The following is a 17360-nucleotide window of genomic DNA, read 5'->3' on the forward strand; positions in this document are numbered from 1 at the left end:
GGCGCGGTCGCCTACCGGGCAGCCCGCTGTGCCGAAGTTGGCCAGGAAGAGCCCCTTCGGAGCAGGAAAGCGCCGCCCACGGCCGACGGTCAGACGGGCCGCTGCCGGCGTGCGATGCCCAGCCGGGCGTAGTGGTCGAGGAGGTCCGGCGCGTCGACTGCTGACGGGTCGGCGGCCTCGGTCACCGGGGCGCCCTGGAGCAGGCGTTTGACCGGGACCTCCAGTTTCTTGCCGGTGCGGGTGTGCGGGATGCCCGGGACTTCGAGGATCTCGTCGGGGACGTGGCGGGGCGAGGCGCCGGTGCGGACGGCGTCGCGGATCCGGTCGCGGAGGGCGTCGTCCAGGACCGCTCCGGCCGCGAGGACCACGAACAGCGGCATCCAGTAGCCGCCTTCCGGCTCCTCCACGCCGATGACCAGGGCCTCGGCGATCTCCGGGAGGCGTTCGACGACGTCGTGGATGTCGGCGCTGCCGAGGCGCACCCCGTTGCGGTTCAGGGTGGAGTCGGAGCGGCCGTGGACGATCACCGAGCCGTGTCCGGTGACCGTGATCCAGTCGCCGTGCCGCCACACGCCCTCGTACACCGAGAAGTAGGCGTCGCGGTAGCGGGTGCCGTCCGGGTCGTTCCAGAAGTACAGCGGCATCGACGGCATGGGCCGGGCGACGACGAGTTCGCCGACCCTGCCGGTCACCGGGAGGCCCTCGGCGTCGTACGCGGCCAGCGCCACCCCCAGGTGCGGTGCCGACAACTCCCCCGCCCAGACCGGGGTGTTGGGCGCACTGCCGGCGAAGCCGGAGACCACGTCGGTGCCGCCGCTGATGGAAGCCAGCAGGACGTGCTCGCCGACGTGCTCGCGGACCCAGGGGTAGGCGGAGGCGGGCAGGGCGGAGCCGGTGCAGCCGACCACGCGGACCGCCGAGAGGTCGTGCCCGGACGGGTCGATGCCGAACTTGGCCATGCCCAGCAGGTACTGCGGGCTGGTGCCGAACACGGTCACCCGGTGCCGGGCGGCCAGCTCCCACAGCACGTCGGGCCTCGCGAAGGGCGCGGGGCTGCCGTCGTAGGTGCAGGCCGTGGCGCCGGTGAGCAGGGTCGAGACGACCAGGTTCCACATCATCCAGTGGGTGGTGGTGTACCAGAGGAGGCGGTCGCCGGGGCCGAGGTCCGAGTGGAGGCCGAGGGTCTTGAGGTGTTCGAGCAGGACACCGCCGTGGCCGTGCACGATGCCCTTGGGCAGCCCCGTCGTACCCGAGGAGAAGACGACCCACAGCGGGTGGTCGAACGGGACGGGCACGAAGGCGGGTTCCTCGGTGCGGGTGGCCGCGTCCTCCCAGGGGACCACCAGCGAGGGGTACGGCCGGGCGGGCCACGGCAGGCCCACGTGGTCGACCAGCAAGGTGCCCTTCAACGTCGGCAGCGCGGCGGCGAGTTCGAGGACGGCGTCGCGCCGGTCGTGGGTCGCGCCGTTGAAGAGGTAGCCGTCGGCGGCGACCAGCACGACGGGGTCGAGCTGGCCGAACCGGGCGGCGGCGGCCCGCGGCGCGTAGTCCTGCCCGCATACCGACCACACGGCGCCGATGCTCGCGGCGGCGAGGAACGCGACGATCGCGTGCGGGGTGTTGGGGAGGTAGCCGACGACCCGGTCGCCCGGGCCGACCCCGAGGTCGCGCAGGGTCGCGGCGACGGAGGCGACCTGGGCGCGCAGCCGGTCCCCGGTCACCTCGTACCCGGAGCCGGTCTCGTCGAGGGCGAGGACCGCGGGGCGGTCGGCCGGGAGGTCGCGCAGCGCGTGCTGGGCGTAGTTGAGGGTGGCCCCGGTGAACCAGCGGGCGCCCGGCATCCGTTCCTCGTCGAGCACCCGCCGGTACGGGGTGGCCGCGTCGACGCCGAAGTACTCCCACACCGCGGCCCAGAAGCCCTCCAGGTCGGTGACCGACCAGCGGTGCAGGGCGGCGTAGTCGGTGCCGTCCCGCCCGTTGCGGCGGGCGAAGTCCATGATGCGGCTGTCCGCCACGGCCTGCGGGTCAGGGACGGCGAAAGGGGTGGGGGCGGTGTGGGTGACCGGGGTGGTGTGCGAGGCCGGGGTGTTACGGGAGGCCGGGGTGTTGCGGGAGGCCGGGCGGGTCATGGCGTGGTGCTCCTCGGCAGGCGGTTCTCGATGAGGGTCTCGATGGGGGTCTCGGCGGAGGTCTCGATGGGGCTGTCGGCGGGGGTCGCGAGGGGGCTCCCGGCGGGGGTCGCGAGGAGGCTCCCGGCGGGGGTCGCGAGGAGGCTTCCGGCCGGGTGGGGGCTGCGCGTGGTGTGCAGCAGGGGTGCCCAGGCGGCGGGGTCGGTGAAGCCGCGGCCACCGGCCGGGACGACGTCCAGGACGACCCGGTCCGGCCGCAGCAGGACGGCGTCGGCCCGGCCGGCACGCAGCCAGGCGGCGAGCGTGCCGTCGTCGTGGAGGCCGGTCACCGGGACCACGCGGGCGCCGAGTCCGTGGGCGAGCGCGGTCACCGAGGGCGCGGGAGCGGCGGCGGTCAGGACGGTGAAGCCGTCGCCGAGCACCTCGTCGAGGCGGACCCGGCGGTCAGGGTGGTCACGGCGGTCAGGGTGGTCACGATGGCCACGGCGGCCGTCGTCACGTACCCAGGGCTGCGGGCACTGGGTGCCGGCGAGGCTCCGGCGGGTGCCGCGCCGGACGAGCGGCCCGGCGGTCAGGGCGGGGCTGAGGTCGCGGCCGGCGGCGGCGGTCAGGCCGGGGACGCGGCAGGCGGCGGCCAGCAGCCTGCGGCGCAGCGGGGCGGCACCGTCCTGGCCGCCGGTCATGGCCCAGCCGAGGGCCACCGCGAGCCGGATCACGTGCCGGGCGTGCGGCTGGCGCTCGCTCTCGTAGGTGTCCAGCAGCCGCTCGTCGCCGCCCTGCCGGAGCACCCGGGCGAGTTTCCAGCAGAGGTTGTGGGCGTCCCGCAGCCCCGCGCACAGACCCTGCCCGATGAACGGCGGGGTGAGGTGGGCGGCGTCGCCGAGGAGGAGGACCCGGCCGCCGCGCCACCGGTCGGCGACCCGCGCCCGGAAGGTGTACTCCGCCTCGCGGACCACCTCGAACTCCCCGTCGTACGACGGCGGCAGCCAGGGCGCGACCAGCTCGCGCAGCGGGGGTCGCTCCCCGTCGCGGAGCCGGAACTCCCAGCGGTAGCGGTCCTCGCCGACGCGCATGAAGGTGGCCGGCCGGTCCGGGTCGCAGACCTGGTCGACCCCGCCCCAGGAGCGGACGGCGGCCGGGGTGCGGACGTCGACGACGGTCCAGCTCTCCTCGAACCGCAGGTCCTCCCAGACGCCCCCGATCGCCTGCCGGGTCAGGCTGTTGGCGCCGTCGCAGCCGAGCACCGCCTCGGCACGCAGCTCGTGCTCGCCGGCGTCGTCGCGGTAGGTCACCCGCACGGGCCCGGTGCCGGTGCCGTCCGGGCCGACGGCGGTGACCCCGGTGACCCCGGTGACCTCCGCGCCGGTGCGCAGCTCGCACTCCGGGCGGCGGGCCAGTTCGGCGCGGAGCAGCCGCTCCAGCCGGGGCTGCTCGAACATGCTGGTCTGCGGATACCCGTGCGGTCCGTGCCCGGTGCGGCGGAACTCGGCCATCACCCGGTGCCGGGCGTCGAGCAGGCGCAGCCCGTCGGCCGGGCGGGCGATCCCGTCGAACTCCTCGCCGACGCCCACGGCCTGGAGGATCCGGCGTACCTCGTCGTCGACGACGAGGGCGCGCGGCAGCGGGTAGACGTCCCGGTGGCGTTCCAGGACGACACTGCGGACTCCGTACCGCGCGAGCAGCAGGGCGGCGGTCACACCCACCGGCCCGGCACCGACGATCACTACGGGTACGTCCGCCGAGAACGACTCAACGACCATGTGCGGCTCTCCCGAGGGGACTTGAGCGCCCCGCAAGGGGCGCGGGGCGGTATCCGACATGCGGCTACCGCCGCGTGGGCGCGACCAGCCACGACGGCGCCGCACCCGACACACGGCACGGCACTTCGCGGCGCTTCCAGCGGAGCGCCTAGCCCGCGTCGGTGACCGGCGTGCGCTGCTCGCCGAGGTCGATCCGGCCGTCGGGGGTCGCGATCGTCGCCGTGACCACGTCCCCGGCGTGCAGGTAGCGCGGGTTCTTCGCCTGGCTCCTGAAGAACGCCTTCCACTTCACCGCGGGCGGCAGCAGCGCGCCGAGCTTCTCGACCGCCTTCGGCGGTGCCTTCAGCGCGGTGCCGCCCGGGGTGCCGGTGAGCAGCAGGTCGCCCGGGTCCAGGGCCTGGAAGCGGGCGAGCAGCGTCAGCGCCCGTGCCGGGCGGACGATCATGTCGGCGAGGGTGCGGTCCTGACGCAGCTCCCCGTTGACGCTCAGCGTCAGCCGCAGGTCGAGGAGATGAGCGAAGTCCGCGGGCTCCAGCAGGGCGAGGTAGGGGCCGGTGGGCGTGAAGGTGGGGTACGACTTGCTCTCGTAGAACTGCGTCCTGGTGAGCTGCACGTCCCGCGCGCTGACGTCGTCGGTGACGACGAGTCCGGCGACGTACGAGGGCAGGTCGCGCTCCTCGACCACGGTGCCGACGGGCAGCGGGGCGCCCATGACCAGGCCGAGTTCGACCTCGTAGTCGAGGAGGGCGACGTGCGCGGGCCGGCGGATGGCCTCGCCGGGGCCGCTCACCGAGCCGGACGCCTTGCGGAAGAAGGCGGGCGGGATGTCGCCGGTGAACCCCGAATCGCGCGCGTGGCTGCGGTAGTTGACCATCTGAGCAACCACCCGGCAGGGGGTGGTGACCGGCGAGAGCGCGGCCAGGTCGGCGACGGGCGTGCCCGGCTCGCCCGAGGCGGCGGCCTCCCGTACGGCGGCGCGGTCGGCGATCAGTTCGGCGGTGGTGGCGGCCTTGGTGTGGACGGGGACGGCGTGTTCGCCGCGGACGGCCCACCAGCCGTCGGCGGTGCGCAGAACGCTGGTGCTCATGAGGTGGCTCTCTGTGCGGGGGTCTCGGAGAAGGGGGGCTCTCTGTGCGGAGGCTTTCCGTGCGGGCGACCCGCCGTGCGGGCGACCGCCGTGCGGGCGACCTGCCGTGCAGGCGACCCGCCGTGCAGCCGGCTCGCTGTGCGGGCGGCTCAGGACTTGGCGGCCTTGAGCAGGCCGAGCAGGCGGGCGGAGTCCAGCTCGTTGTCGCCGCGCAGCGCCTGGACGACCTCGCGGACCCGCCGCGGGGAGGGGCTCGCGCCCAGGAAGTCGCGGGTGGCGGGCGGCCCCCACTGGGCGAGGCCGCTGGTGGACATCGGGGCCCAGCCGGGTTCGAGGTCGCTGGAGAACAGGTCGCCGTCGGCGAAGTGCTCCAGCATGAGGCGGTCCGGGTCGCGCCAGTAGTCGAAGAGCTGACTGCCCTGGATGTGCCGGCCGATGCCCCAACTGCGCTGGTAGCCACGCTCCTTGAGGTACTCGCCGCCGGCCGCGATCGAGTCCAGGTCGGTCACCTGGTAGGCGGAGTGGACGTACCCCGTGCCGGGCCCCAGGTGCATGGCGAGGGTGTGGTGGTCGGCCGGCGTGCCGCCCAGGTCGCAGCGGACGAACGCCATGACCGGCCCCCGCGCGCGCTGCCCGTCCAGGAACAGGAAGTCGGACACGATCATGCCGAGGGTGTCCAGGTACCAGTCCAGGGCCTGCCCGAACACCCGCGTCTCCAGCACCACATGGCCGAGCCGCTGGATCCGGGAGGGCTCGCGGGGCGGGCGCTGGGCGGCGTTCGTACGACGGTGGCCGGTACCGGAGTTGAGCGGCAGGGGCCGCTGCTCGGGGAGCGCCGGCAGCCGCTCGCCGCAGTGCACGACGCGGACCGGGAAGCCGGACGGGTCCAGCAGGTCGACCGCCCGGCCGCCGCCGGGCACGTCCGCGTCCCGCACGTCCGTCCCCGTGGCCCGGGCCAGCCGGTCCAGGTCGGACCGCTCGGCCGCCCGGAAGACCGGCCCCGTGAAGCGGCCGGTACGCCCCTTGCGGACCACCGTGCACGGCGACCCCGCGAAGGTGCCGCGCAGCCACAGCTCGCCGTCGGTGCGGGCGGCGACGGCGAACCCGAAGTCGCGGGCGAAGACCTCGGCCCGGTCCAGGTCCGGCTTCTCGAACTCCAGCCAGGCCAGGTCCGCCACCTTGATCACGGGGTTCCGGGACCGGCCCGGATGCTCGCCGCGCAGGGCACCCCGCTCGCTGTGGAGGTCCTGGTGGGCCGTCCCGACGGTTTCAGACATGGTGCCCTCCGAGCGACATCACTTGATGACGAAATCATCAATCATGAGATTTCCATCGTCAAGATGTTCCCGGAAGTTAACTGATGAATCCATCAGAACTGCGACCGCCATCGGCGCCACGGCTAGACTCGGCGCATGTCTACGTCAGCCCCGCCCGGCAACCGGTTCGAGCGACGCCGCGCCGAGACCCGTCAGGCGCTGGTCCGCGCGGCCCGGCGAATCCTCGCCGAGACCGGCGACACCGGCACCAGCATCCAGGCGATCGCCGAACAGGCCGATGTCGGCTTCGGCTCCTTCTACAACCACTTCGACTCCAAGCCGGCGCTGTTCGAGGCGGCCGTGGTGGACGCCCTGGAGGAGTTCGGCCAGGCCTTCGACGAGCGGCTGACCGGGATCGACGACCCGGCGGAGCTGGTCGCGGCGGGTTTCCGGCTCAGCGCCCGGATGGCGGACTCGCACCCGGAGCTGATGCAGGTCCTGCGCCGCCGCGGCCTCGGCCACATCCACGCCGAGAACGGCCTGACCAGGCGGGCGCTGCGCGACGTCCAGGTGGGCATGGCCTCCGGCCGCTTCGCCGTCGCCGACCCGACCGTGGCCCTGTGCGCCCTCGGCGGCACCCTGCTGTCCCTGGTGGAGCTGCGGTTCGCCCGCCCCGAGGTGGACGGCGACGAGGCCGCGGCGAACCTCGCCGAGATGACGCTGCGCATGCTGGGCGTACCGCCGGACGACGCCCACGAGGTGTCCCGGCGCCCACTGCCCGACCTCGACCGACAGCGGCCGGCAGCGGCCGGCAGCGGCAACTGACAGCGGCCGACGACAACCGGCAGCGGCCGGTGGCAACAGGCAGCCGGGGCGGACGTCTCCGCTCGCGCGGCTCAGGCCTCGGCGGGATCCTCCGGGACGGCCTCGGCTGCGACCTCGTCGACCACGGCGCGGGCCTGCCGCTCCGGGACGCCGGCCGCGATGAGCGAGGCGACGGCCGTGCGGGTGCCGTCGTCCTCGAAGGTCCCGGTGTTGACCTCTTCCAGCAGGGCGATCGTCATGCCCTCCAGGGCGGCGCCGAGCACCGCGGGCGGGAGATGGGGGTGGAAGACGCCGTCCCGCTGGCCGCGCTCCACGATCGCCGTGGCCCGGACCCGGGCGGGCCGGAGTACCCCGGCGACGCGTTCCGCGCCCAGGTCCCGGTGGGCGAGGGCCAGGAGCATCCGGTAGCGGTCGCCCACCGGCCACATCGACAGGGAGAAGCGCGCGAGGGCCCGGTCGGCCGGCTCCGCGGTCTCCGCTCCCCGCGCCACGGCGGTCTGGAGCGTCTCGGCGGCCTCCTCGGCCAGCGCCTCCAGGAGCGCGGCCCGCCCCGGGAAGTGCCCGAAGAGCGTGCGCCGTACGACACCGGAGGCACGGGCCAGTTCCTCCAGGGTGATGTCGGGGTTCCGGCCGAGTTCCTGGCGGGCGGTGGCCAGGATCCGCGCCCGGTTGGACCGTGCGTTGCGACGTTGCGGCACGCGGCCGACGGGCTGGGACACGGACAACCTCGATGAAGACCGGACGGACGACGGGCGCCCTCATTCTGGCACGCGCGGCCGGAGACGGTGGACAACGTTGTCAGAAGCAGCGGACACGCGTGCCCGCCGCCACCGGTGGCCGTGCCGTCGTCCCACCGGTGGCGTCTGCACGGGGCTCAGGTGCGGTCGACCAGTTCGCTCAGGGTCGCGGCCAGTTCGCCCACCGACTGCTCGCGCAGGAGGTGGTGGGCCGGTACCGGGATGTTCAGGGCCGACTCCAGGGTGCGCTGGAGGGTCAGCGCGGTGAGGGAGTCGATGCCCTGGGTGTAGAGGGGGCGGTTGCGGGCGATGCGGTGGGCCGGGGGGATGTCCAGGTGCTGGGCGAGGTTGCGGCAGAGGAACGTCTCGAACACCTGCCTGCGGTCGTCGCCGGAGGTGTCGCGCAAGGCGCCCAGGTCGAACTCGGTCGTCGGTGTGCCTGACACGGTCTCATCGTCCTTTCGGGTGGCGTGGTCGTGGCTGGGAACTGCGCAGTTCGCTCGGGGCGGGTCCAGGACGCGGGCCGGCGCCGTCGGACCACACCAGCCGGAACCGCCAGCGGTGCAGCCGCCAGCCGTCCGGGGTGCGGACCGCCTCGCCCTCGCTGTAGCCGCCGATGTCGAAGCGGCCGTCCGGGTCCGGGCCGTCCTCGTGGTGCACGTGGGACGCGACGAGGTGGACGCGGATCCGGGCGGTGTCCCCCGACAACCGGATGCCGTAGTTGGCGGCCAGGTGGTGGGTGCGGGCGAAGCGGGACTTGCGGTCGTGGTGGAAGGCGGCGGCCGAGTCGCGGCCCTCGACGGTGCCGACCGGGAACTCCAGGCGGCAGTCCGGGGTGAAGACCGTGGCCGGCCAGGTGGGGTCGAAGCCGTGGTCGTCCTGGGTGTCGAGCAGGGTGATGTAGCGGTCGACCAGCTCGGCGACCGCGGCACGGTCGGCGAGGGCCCCGAACTCGGCGCGCAGCGCGTCGAGTTCGGAGCGAAGTTCGGTGACCGTGTCGGCGCGGTCGAGGGACGGGGAGGTCATGGGGTCCGGGACTCCGATTCTGTCGGGTATGCGGGGGCGCCGGTCGGCTGGATGTGCCACGACAGGCTGTCGGTCGACCGCGGCACCGTCGTGGCCGGTCGCGCAGTTCCCCGCGCCCCTTCAGGGGCGCAGCCGAACCACGGGAGAGCCGACCGACCGCGATGCCACGACAGGCCGTCCGTCGACCGCGCCGCCGTCGTGGCCGGTCGCGCAGTTCCCCGCGCCCCTTCAGGGGCGCAGCCGAACCACGGGAGAGCCGACCGACCGCGACGCCACGACAGGCCGTCCGTCGACCGCGCCACCGTCGTGGCCGGTCACGCAGTTCCCCGCGCCCCTTCGGGGGCGGTGCCGAACCGCGGGTGGGCCGACCGGCTGCGGTGCCGTCTTGGCTGGGGGCGTGGTTCCTCCGTCGGCCTTCGGCCGGGGGTACCCCCATCACGCCGCGCGGCCGCCGGTGAGGCGCCAGCCGCGGGGGTCGCGGTGCGCCGCGAGGCGTTCCGGGCGGCGCCAGGCGGCCACCGGGCGGGGCTCCAGGGGGCAGGGGTCCGCCGCGGCAAGGGCGGCGGCGCGGGCGAGCAGGACGGTGGTGAGGGCGGCGAGCTCGGCGGGGCTCGCCTGCCCCTTCACGACCCTGATGACCAGGGCACCGTCCGCACCGTCCGCACCGTCCACGCGCTCCGTGCCCGCCGCGCTCTCCCGGCTCTCCCGGCCCCCCGGGCCGTCTGCTCCTCGCGGGCTCTCCGGCGCGGTCACTGCGGCGGGTTGCCGTGCTTGCGGCACGGCAGGTCGGCCTGCTTGCTGCGCAGCATCGCGAGGGCGCGGATGAGGGTGGAGCGGGTCTCGCGCGGGTCGATGACGTCGTCGATGAGACCGCGCTCGGCCGCGTAGTAGGGGTGCATCAGCTCCGCCTGGTACTCCTTGATCTTCTGCGCGCGGGTGGACTCGGGGTCGTCCGCCGCCGCGATCTCCCGGCGGAAGATGACGTTCGCCGCGCCCTCCGCGCCCATCACGGCGATCTCGTTGGACGGCCAGGCGAGGGCGAGGTCGGTGCCGATGGACCGGGAGTCCATGACGATGTACGCGCCGCCGTACGCCTTGCGCAGCACCAGGGAGATCCGCGGCACGGTGGCGTTGCAGTACGCGTAGAGCAGCTTGGCGCCGCGCCGGATGATGCCGTTGTGCTCCTGGTCCACGCCCGGCAGGAAGCCCGGTACGTCGATCAGGGTGACCAGCGGGATGTTGAAGGCGTCGCAGAACTGCACGAACCGCGCCGCCTTTTCACTGGCGTCGATGTCCAGGACCCCGGCGAACGAGGCCGGCTGGCTGGCGACGAGGCCGACGACCTCGCCGTCCAGCCGGGACAGCGCGCACACCACGTTGGTGGCCCAGCCGGGCTGGATCTCGAAGTAGTCGCCGTCGTCGACGACCTCCTCGATGACGGTCCGGATGTCGTAGACCCGCCCGGGGTCGTCCGGGACCAGCTCCACCACCCGGTCGGTACGGCGGTCGGCCGGGTCGGTCGTCGCCGAACGGGGCGGCAGGTCGCGGTTGTTGGACGGCAGCAGCGACAGCAGGTGCCGTACGTCCTCCATGCAGCCGCGCACGTCGTCGTAGGCGAAGTGGGCCACGCCGGAGGCGCCTGCGTGGACGTCGGCGCCGCCGAGGTCGTTCTGGGTGATCTCCTCGCCGGTCACCGCCTTCACCACGTCGGGTCCTGTGATGAACATCTGGGAGATGTCCCGGACCATGAAGACGAAGTCGGTCAGGGCCGGCGAGTACGCGGCGCCGCCCGCGCACGGGCCGAGCATCACGCTGATCTGCGGGATCACCCCGGAGGCGCGGGTGTTGCGCTGGAAGATGCCGCCGTAGCCGGCGAGGGCGGAGACGCCCTCCTGGATACGGGCGCCGGCGCCGTCGTTCAGCGACACCAGCGGGGCCCCGGCCGCCATGGCCATGTCCATGATCTTGTGGATCTTCTGGGCGTGGGCCTCGCCGAGTGCGCCGCCGAAGATGCGGAAGTCGTGCGCGTAGACGAAGACGGTACGGCCGTGGACCGTGCCCCAGCCGGTGATCACCCCGTCGGTGTACGGCCGCTTCTTCTCCAGGCCGAAGCCGGTGGCACGGTGCCGACGGAGCATCTCGACCTCGTTGAACGATCCCTCGTCGAGCAGGAGTTCGATGCGTTCGTACGCGGTGAGCTTGCCCTTGGCGTGCTGGCGCTCGGTGGCGAGGGGGTCGCCGTGGCGGGCGGCCTCCTTCATCAGCCCGAGCTCCTCGATGCGCTCGGCGGCGGTCCACTGGCCGCGGTGCTCACGATCGTGCAGGCTCTGGCGGCCGGCTCCAGGACCGGCTTTCTGTTCGAGTGACATTGGCGGGTCACGCTCCCCAGTCGGATACTCGGGTGGTCACGCCCACGGACACGGGCACAGGCACGGGCACAGGCACGGCCGCAGGCACAGGCACGGCCGCAGGCACGGGCACGCCCACAGTCCCGTCGGCGTCCAGGTCGACGGTCGCGCCCGCGTACAGCGCGGCCGGCGGCACCCAGCGCACGGTGACCTGCTCGGGCGGACCGCCGCGCACCGCGACGGCCGCGTTGTGCCGGGGCCCGGACGGCAGGTCGAGGAGCGTCCAGCCGGCGGGCCTGCGGTACGGGTCGGCGCCCAGGTAGTCGTGGCCGGGGTCCCGGGAGAGCCCGGTGCCGAGCGCCTTGAGGTAGGCCTCCTTGCGGGTCCACAGCCGCCCGAAGACCGCGCGCCGTTCGGTGGCGTCGCCGTACCCGGCCAGCTCCGCCTGCTCCCCCGGATGCAGCGCAGGGGCGCAGACCTCGACGGTCTCGGTCCGCGGCAGCCGCTCCACGTCGGCGCCGACGACCGTACGGGAGACGGCGACCACGGCCATGCCGTGGCTGTGCGCGAGGGAGAAGTGCAGCGGCGGGTCGGGGTGGGCGACCGCCGGCCGGCCGTGCGGCTCGGCGCAGCCCGGGCAGGGCTCCCGCACGAACGGCACGGCCCGCGGGGGCAGCCCCAGGTAGCCGCCGAGCAGCCGGCGCAGGGCGACGTGCGCGGAGGCGTACGTCACCCCGTCCGCGGGCCGCACGAAGGACGCGGTCCGCCGGCGCTCGGCCTCGCTCAGCTCGGACAGGTCGAGCAGCTCGGCCGCGGTCTCCAGGGCGGCCCGGCGGACCAGCCAGACGTCCAGCTGCCCGGCGGCGGGCAGTCTCGGCGCGACGGCGAGGCCGGCCGTGCCGAACTCCAGGACCGGCATCCGCCCGATCACCTCGGGCTCGGCACGTCGTGCGCGACCAGGTGGTGCTCGTGCCGGCCGGCGTGCTTGTGCGGGCTGTCCTCGGGACCGAGCTGTCCGGCGAGGCAGTCGACCAGCTCGGCGGCGCTGTTGGCGCGCAGCAGCCGGTTGAGGTTGACGTCGACGCAGAGCGCGGCCTCCATCCGGCGCTGGAGTTCCAGGCCGTTGATGGAGCCGATGCCGAGGCTGTTCATCGGGCGGCCCACGGTGTCGATGCTGTCCGGCGCCACCCGCAGCACCCGGGCGAGTTCGCCGCGGACGTACGCGTCGATGAGCCGGGTGCGTTCGGCGAGGCCGACGGCGGCGAGGTGCGCGAGGCTGGGCGGCACCACCTCGACGATCTGGTCGCGCTCGAACTCGTAGTCCAGGTCGTCGAGATCGTCGTCCAGGTCGTCGAAGACCCAGGTCTGCGTTGTCTGGTCCATGGTCATTCCCCGTGGTGGAGTGAGGAGGGTGGGGTGCGGATCAGGCCGGTGAGGCCGACGAGCAGGCCCAGGAAGCCGAGGGCGGCGACCAGGGTCAGGGCCGGCCGGCAGGCCGCCGCCGCGGCGGCCGGTCCCGCGCCCGGCGCCGGCGCGTGGGCGGCGAGCAGGGCGGCGACGAGCGCGACCGCGAGGACCGCGGCGAGCTGTACGGCCGTCTGGTACAGGCCGCTGCCGGTGAGCCGGTCGGCGGGGGTGAGGCGGGACATCGCCTGCATGTTGAGTGCGGCGAAGGAGAGTACGAAGGCGGCGCCGACCAGGAGGAGCGTCGGGAGCATCCGGCCGGGGTAGTCCAACGGCCACGCATGCGGCCGGAGTTGGAGCAGGGCGCCGGCGAAGGCGCAGGCGGCGCCGGCCACGATGAGGCGCGGGGCGCCGAACGTGGCGACCAGGCGGCCGGAGGCCAGCGCGGTGAGCGCCGGGGGCGCGGCGGCCGGGAGCAGGGCGAGCGCGGTGTGCAGGGGGGACCAGCCGGCGAGGGTCTGGGTCTGGTACGTCAGGACGAACAGGAGGCCCAGGTAGGAGCCGTTGAGGCAGGCGGCGCCGAGGGCGGAGCGGATGAGGGTGGGGTTGCCGCGCAGGGGGCCGGTGTTCAGGAGGGGGTGCGGGGACCGGCGCTCGATCTGCCGGAAGGCCAGCAGGAGGAGGGCGGCGGTGCAGAGCGGCCCGACGGCTCTCGGGTCGCTCCAGTGGTGGGTGGGGAGTTGGGTGATGCCCTGGACCAGGGCGAGGAGGGCTGCCAGCAGGGTGAGGGCGCTGGGGATGCCGAAGGGTCGGGCCGTCGTCGTTCGGGTGCGCCGCCGTGGGGGCTGGTCGCGCAGTTCCCCGCGCCCCTTTGGGGCGCTCTCCGCGCCCCCTGTCGGAACGCTCGGGTCGGCTGCCTTCAGGGCTCTCTCGTCGTCGCCTCCGGGAATCAGGCGGAGCCCGAACGCGAACAGGAGGAGGACCACCGGGGCCGGGAAGGCGAAGGCCCAGCGCCAGGAGGTTTCGGTGAGCCAGCCGGAGAGGAGGAGGCCTGCGGTGAAGCCGCCTGCGCCGAAGAGGGTGTAGACGGAGACCGCTCGGGAGCGGGCACGGCCCTCCGGGAAGGTGCTGGTGATGATGGCCAGGCCGGTGGGGGCGGTGAGGGCGGCGCAGAAGCCCTTGGTCAGGCGGGTGGCGAGGAGCAGCCAGGGGTCGTGGGCGAGGGCGCTGAGGGCGGAGGCGGCGGCGAAGGCGAGGAGGGCCGCCAGGTAGACGGGGCGGCGGCCGAGGAGGGTGACCACGCGGCCGCCGAAGAGGAGCAGGCCGCCGAAGCCGGCGGCGAAGCCGGTCATCGCCCACTGGGTGACGGTCGGCGGCTGCCCCAGGTCCGTGCCGATGGCGGGCAGCGCCACCACCGCCACGGACACCTCGAGCGCGTCGATGAGCATGTTGCCGGCGAGGACGAGCAGCAGGCCCCACAGGCGGGGGCCGAACCGCTCGTCCGAGCCGTTGGCGACCGGTGACGGAAGGGTCCTGGTCACCGCGTCACCCGAGGAGCGTGCCGCCGCTCGCGTCGACGAAGGAGCCGGTGACCCAGCGGGCGTCGTCGGAGACGAGGAAGGCGATGACGTCGGCGACGTCCTGCGGCTCGCCGACCCGGTTGAACGCGGACAGCGCGGACATGGCCTGGACGGCCTCGGGGATGTCGAACAGCGGGTTGCCGTTGCGGGTGATGCCCGGCGCGACGCTGTTCACGGTGATCCCACGCGGGCCCAGCAACTTGGCGTAGTGGAGGGCGAGTTGCTCCACGGCGCCCTTGCTCATGGCGTAGGCGATCTCGTCCGGGTTGGCGAACCGGGTCAGCCCGGAGGAGATGTTCACGATCCGGCCGCCGTCGGGCATGTTCGCGAGCGCCCGCTGGATGACGAAGAACGGCGCCCTGGCGTTGACGGCGAAGATCCGGTCGAACTCCTCCGGGGTGGTGTCCTCGGCCTTGACCCCGCCCATCACACCGGCGTTGTTGACCAGGATGTTCAGCTCGGTCTCGCCGGTGCGCTCCTTGAGTCCCGCCTCCAGGGCGAGGAACAGGTCGTGGACGTCGCCGGGCGTGCCCAGCTCGGCCCTGACCGCGAACGCCCGGCCGCCGTCCTTCTCGATCCCGGCGACCACCTCGGCGGCGGCCTCCTCGCTGGTGCCGTAGTGGACGGCGACCAGCGCGCCGTCGGCGGCGAGCCGTTCGGCGGTGGCCCGGCCCATGCCCCGGCTGGCGCCGGTGACAAGGGCGGTCTTTCCGGTCAGGTTGCCCATCTTCCTTCTCCTGACGGTGGGTTGTGGTGTGTGAGGGACGGGTGGATCGGGGGCGAACCAGCGGCCGAGGGCCTCGTGCAGGCCGTCCGCCGTGTCGCCGGCCCAGGCGACGTAGCCGTCCGGCCGTACGAGCACGGCGGCGGCGAGGCCGTCGAGGGGTTCCGCGGGCCGGGCGACGACCGTGTCCACCGAAGCCGTCCGGTCCGCCGCCGCCCCGGCGAGCGCCGGGTCGGTCACGAGCAGCAACCCCCGGGCCGGGCGGAGCAGTTCGGCCGTGGTGGCCCCCGAGTCGAGCCGCAGCTCGGGCAGCCGAGAGCCGACGAGCACGTTCTCGTCGGCTCCGTCGGCTCCGTCGTCCCCGTACCGCACGTCGAGGCCGCTGATCGTCCCGGCGAGGTGTGCCCGGACCCGCTCGTACGAGGTGAGTTCGCCGACGACCGAGCGCAGCGACTCCACCTCGGGCCCGCCGAGCAGCAGCCGGGCCTGGGCGCGGATGGCGGACAGGACGCGGCGCCCGACGGCGTGCCGTTCGTCGTGGTAGCTGTCCAGCAGGCCCGCCGGGGCCCGGCCGAGGACGGTGGCCGCGAGTTTCCAGCCGAGGTTCACGGCGTCCTGGAGGCCGAGGTTGAGGGCCTGGCCGCCGATCGGCATCTGCTGGTGGGCCGCGTCGCCGGCGAGCAGCACCCGGCCGGTGCGGTAGTGCTCGGCCTGCCGGGAGGCGTCGCCGAAGGAGTTCACCCACAGCGGGGTGCCGTGGCCGATGTCCTCGCCGGTGACGTCCCGCCAGGCGGCGACGATGTCGGCGAAGCCGGTCCGCGTGGGGCGCGGCGGGGTGCCGAACCGGTGGACCATGACCCGGGTGACGCCGTCGCCGCGCCGGGCGGCGATGGCGAGCCCGTTCGGCAGCCGCTGGAAGCGCCGGTTCGGGATGTCGATGCCGTCGACGTCGGCGCGGATCAGCTCCCGTCCGGCGGCGTCGCCGGGGAAGGGGATGCCCGCGAGGCGTCGTACGGCCGACTGCTCGCCGTCGCAGCCGACGACGTACCGGGCGGTGAACTCGCGGCGGTGGCCGTCCTGTTCGGCCACCACCGTGACGCGGTCCGGGTGCTGGGTGAGGGCGAAGACCTCGTGCCCGCGCAGCACCCGCGCCCCGAGCCGCCCGGCCCAGGCGCCGAGGAGTTCCTCGGTGCGGGTCTGCGGGACCTTCCACTGCCCGGGGTGGGTGCTGGGCAGGGTGAGGTCGAGGGGAAGGCCGCCGAAGTGGCCGCGGGGCTCGTTCGGCGGCGGCTCGGGGTCGGTGAAGCCGCCGGGGCCGTCCAGCAGCCCGCGCTGCCCGAGCAGTTCCATCGTCCTGGCGTGCAGGGTGGAGGCCCGGGACTCCGTCGTCGGGGCGTCCAGCCGTTCCAGGACGGTCACGTCGGCGCCGCCCAGGCGCAGTTCCCCGGCGAGCATCAGCCCGACGGGTCCGGCGCCGACCACCAGGACGTGCGTGTCGACCGCGTCGGCACCGGCCACGGGTCAGCGCCTCGCTTCGGCGTACGCCTTGGCGTGGTTCAGGGTGGCGCGGCTGTTGGTGCTGAGCGCACCCTGCACGTACTCCCGGGCCTCGGCGACGCCCGCCTCGGCGCCGAGGATCCTCTCGATGTTCTCCGGGCGCAGCACGACGGTGTGCTGCGAGGAGGCGAAGGTGCCCTCGTCGGTCTCGTGGAAGGTCCAGTAGCCGGTGTGCAGGTTCATCAGGGCCGGCAGGGTGGTCTGCTTGTAGGCGATCTTCCGGCCGTCCAGGCAGACCCGGTACGACTTGGTGGTGTGCGTCGAGCCGTCCTTCGCGCGGGTGTCCATCTCCAGGGTCTGCAGGCCCGGGGTGTCCTCGGTGAGCCGGACGGTCGCCACGTGCGGCAGCCGCTCGGACCAGCGGTCGGCTTCGTTGACGAAGTCGTAGAGGTCCTTGGCGGCACCGTCGACCCGGACGGTGTCCTCGAAGGAGAACGTCAACTCCGCCGAGGCGGTGGCGAGTTCCACGTTGGTCTTCAGCGCGGCCAGCTCGGAGCGGGAGTTGCGGTCGACGGCCTCGTCGATCCAGGCCAGCCCGGCCGGGTCGTCGTCGACGGCGGTGTAGTCGTGCAGCAGCCGCACGCGCGAGGCCCCCGCGCCGGCGGACTCGATGATCCAGGTGCCGCCCATGCTCGCGACGGGCGGGGTGGAGACGGTCTGCCGGAAGGTGATCCGCAGGCCCTCGGGGTCCAGGACGCGGTGCGAGGTCCAGTTCTTGGCCTCGCCGTTGGCGGTGGCCCAGATCCCGATCAGCTCCTCGTTCCCGGAGCGCTCCAGGTGGTCGACGTAGATGGTCGGCGGGAAGATCCGCGGCCAGTTGGCCACGTCGGCGATCAGCCGGTAGACCTCGGCGGCCGGCGCCGAGACCGTGATCTCGTGCTCGACTTCCTTCGGCTCGGACATGGGTGAACTCCTAGGGGGTGCCGG

Annotated in this window: 15 protein-coding genes; 1 reads left to right on the forward strand and 14 read right to left on the reverse strand. The window is 74.0% G+C overall.

What is annotated here, in order from left to right; all coding sequences use genetic code 11:
* Positions 1 to 89: 89 nt before the first annotated feature.
* From ACGF5O_RS05685 to ACGF5O_RS05700, 4 genes are all read right to left on the reverse strand, one after another.
* A complete protein-coding gene (locus ACGF5O_RS05685; protein WP_393808973.1) occupies positions 90 to 1997 on the reverse strand; it encodes an acetoacetate--CoA ligase in 1908 nt (635 codons plus the stop codon).
* Positions 1998 to 2125: 128 nt separating this feature from the next.
* Positions 2126 to 3889: a bifunctional 3-(3-hydroxy-phenyl)propionate/3-hydroxycinnamic acid hydroxylase gene (locus ACGF5O_RS05690; RefSeq protein ID WP_393808636.1), complete on the reverse strand. Its 1764-nt coding sequence runs from the start codon at positions 3887 to 3889 to the stop codon at positions 2126 to 2128.
* Between the two features lie 148 nt (positions 3890 to 4037).
* Complete coding sequence (locus ACGF5O_RS05695) at positions 4038 to 4976, reverse strand: fumarylacetoacetate hydrolase family protein (protein WP_393808637.1); 939 nt, start codon at positions 4974 to 4976, stop codon at positions 4038 to 4040.
* Positions 4977 to 5125: 149 nt separating this feature from the next.
* Positions 5126 to 6253, reverse strand: coding sequence for a VOC family protein (locus ACGF5O_RS05700; protein WP_393808638.1), 1128 nt, complete (start codon positions 6251 to 6253; stop codon positions 5126 to 5128).
* Between the two features lie 135 nt (positions 6254 to 6388).
* Here ACGF5O_RS05700 and ACGF5O_RS05705 point away from each other — a divergent pair, with 135 nt between their 5' ends.
* A complete protein-coding gene (locus ACGF5O_RS05705; RefSeq protein WP_393808639.1) occupies positions 6389 to 7057 on the forward strand; it encodes a TetR/AcrR family transcriptional regulator in 669 nt (222 codons plus the stop codon).
* A 71-nt stretch (positions 7058 to 7128) separates the two neighbouring features.
* On the opposite strand, the gene ACGF5O_RS05710 is transcribed toward ACGF5O_RS05705, so the two are convergent.
* The 10 genes from ACGF5O_RS05710 to ACGF5O_RS05755 all read right to left on the reverse strand — a co-directional run bounded on the left by ACGF5O_RS05710 (position 7129) and on the right by ACGF5O_RS05755 (position 17336).
* Positions 7129 to 7776, reverse strand: coding sequence for a TetR/AcrR family transcriptional regulator (locus ACGF5O_RS05710; protein WP_393808640.1), 648 nt, complete (start codon positions 7774 to 7776; stop codon positions 7129 to 7131).
* A 155-nt stretch (positions 7777 to 7931) separates the two neighbouring features.
* Complete coding sequence (locus ACGF5O_RS05715) at positions 7932 to 8240, reverse strand: acyl carrier protein (RefSeq protein WP_393808641.1); 309 nt, start codon at positions 8238 to 8240, stop codon at positions 7932 to 7934.
* Between the two features lie 4 nt (positions 8241 to 8244).
* On the reverse strand, positions 8245 to 8820 hold the full coding sequence (locus ACGF5O_RS05720; RefSeq protein WP_393808642.1) for a nuclear transport factor 2 family protein: 576 nt from the start codon (positions 8818 to 8820) through the stop codon (positions 8245 to 8247).
* A 435-nt stretch (positions 8821 to 9255) separates the two neighbouring features.
* Positions 9256 to 9492, reverse strand: a complete 237-nt coding sequence (locus tag ACGF5O_RS05725; protein WP_393808643.1) for an acyl-CoA carboxylase subunit epsilon — start codon at positions 9490 to 9492, stop codon at positions 9256 to 9258.
* A 77-nt stretch (positions 9493 to 9569) separates the two neighbouring features.
* The gene (locus ACGF5O_RS05730) at positions 9570 to 11081 is read right to left on the reverse strand and encodes an acyl-CoA carboxylase subunit beta (RefSeq protein WP_393808974.1); all 1512 of its coding nucleotides are present in this window, start codon (positions 11079 to 11081) and stop codon (positions 9570 to 9572) included.
* Between the two features lie 115 nt (positions 11082 to 11196).
* Positions 11197 to 12087 (reverse strand): 4'-phosphopantetheinyl transferase family protein, encoded by an 891-nt coding sequence (locus ACGF5O_RS05735; RefSeq protein ID WP_393808644.1) that lies wholly within the window; start codon positions 12085 to 12087, stop codon positions 11197 to 11199.
* A gap of 8 nt (positions 12088 to 12095) precedes the next feature.
* Positions 12096 to 12551 carry an acyl carrier protein gene (locus tag ACGF5O_RS05740; RefSeq protein WP_393808645.1) on the reverse strand — a complete coding sequence of 152 codons (456 nt, stop codon included), beginning with the start codon at positions 12549 to 12551 and terminating at the stop codon, positions 12096 to 12098.
* A gap of 2 nt (positions 12552 to 12553) precedes the next feature.
* Positions 12554 to 14113, reverse strand: coding sequence for an MFS transporter (locus ACGF5O_RS05745; RefSeq protein ID WP_393808646.1), 1560 nt, complete (start codon positions 14111 to 14113; stop codon positions 12554 to 12556).
* Positions 14114 to 14117: 4 nt separating this feature from the next.
* Positions 14118 to 16394: an SDR family oxidoreductase gene (locus ACGF5O_RS05750; RefSeq protein ID WP_393808647.1), complete on the reverse strand. Its 2277-nt coding sequence runs from the start codon at positions 16392 to 16394 to the stop codon at positions 14118 to 14120.
* A 3-nt stretch (positions 16395 to 16397) separates the two neighbouring features.
* Positions 16398 to 17336 (reverse strand): aromatase/cyclase, encoded by a 939-nt coding sequence (locus ACGF5O_RS05755; RefSeq protein WP_393808648.1) that lies wholly within the window; start codon positions 17334 to 17336, stop codon positions 16398 to 16400.
* Positions 17337 to 17360 lie beyond the last annotated feature (24 nt).

It is taken from the genome of Streptomyces sp. NPDC048291 (genome assembly GCF_043201715.1).
Taxonomy (GTDB): Bacteria; Actinomycetota; Actinomycetes; order Streptomycetales; family Streptomycetaceae; genus Streptomyces.

Bases quoted from the DNA above. Each gene is read 5' to 3' on its own strand.
- ACGF5O_RS05730 (WP_393808974.1), bottom strand. From the start codon at position 11,081: ATGAAGGAGGCCGCCCGCCACGGCGACCCCCTCGCCACCGAGCGCCAG.
- ACGF5O_RS05690 (WP_393808636.1), bottom strand. From the start codon at position 3,889: ATGGTCGTTGAGTCGTTCTCGGCGGACGTACCCGTAGTGATCGTCGGT.
- ACGF5O_RS05685 (WP_393808973.1), bottom strand. From the start codon at position 1,997: ATGGACTTCGCCCGCCGCAACGGGCGGGACGGCACCGACTACGCCGCC.
- ACGF5O_RS05705 (WP_393808639.1), top strand. From the start codon at position 6,389: ATGTCTACGTCAGCCCCGCCCGGCAACCGGTTCGAGCGACGCCGCGCC.
- ACGF5O_RS05740 (WP_393808645.1), bottom strand. From the start codon at position 12,551: ATGGACCAGACAACGCAGACCTGGGTCTTCGACGACCTGGACGACGAT.
- ACGF5O_RS05700 (WP_393808638.1), bottom strand. From the start codon at position 6,253: ATGTCTGAAACCGTCGGGACGGCCCACCAGGACCTCCACAGCGAGCGG.
- ACGF5O_RS05720 (WP_393808642.1), bottom strand. From the start codon at position 8,820: ATGACCTCCCCGTCCCTCGACCGCGCCGACACGGTCACCGAACTTCGC.
- ACGF5O_RS05695 (WP_393808637.1), bottom strand. From the start codon at position 4,976: ATGAGCACCAGCGTTCTGCGCACCGCCGACGGCTGGTGGGCCGTCCGC.
- ACGF5O_RS05755 (WP_393808648.1), bottom strand. From the start codon at position 17,336: ATGTCCGAGCCGAAGGAAGTCGAGCACGAGATCACGGTCTCGGCGCCG.
- ACGF5O_RS05735 (WP_393808644.1), bottom strand. From the start codon at position 12,087: ATGCCGGTCCTGGAGTTCGGCACGGCCGGCCTCGCCGTCGCGCCGAGA.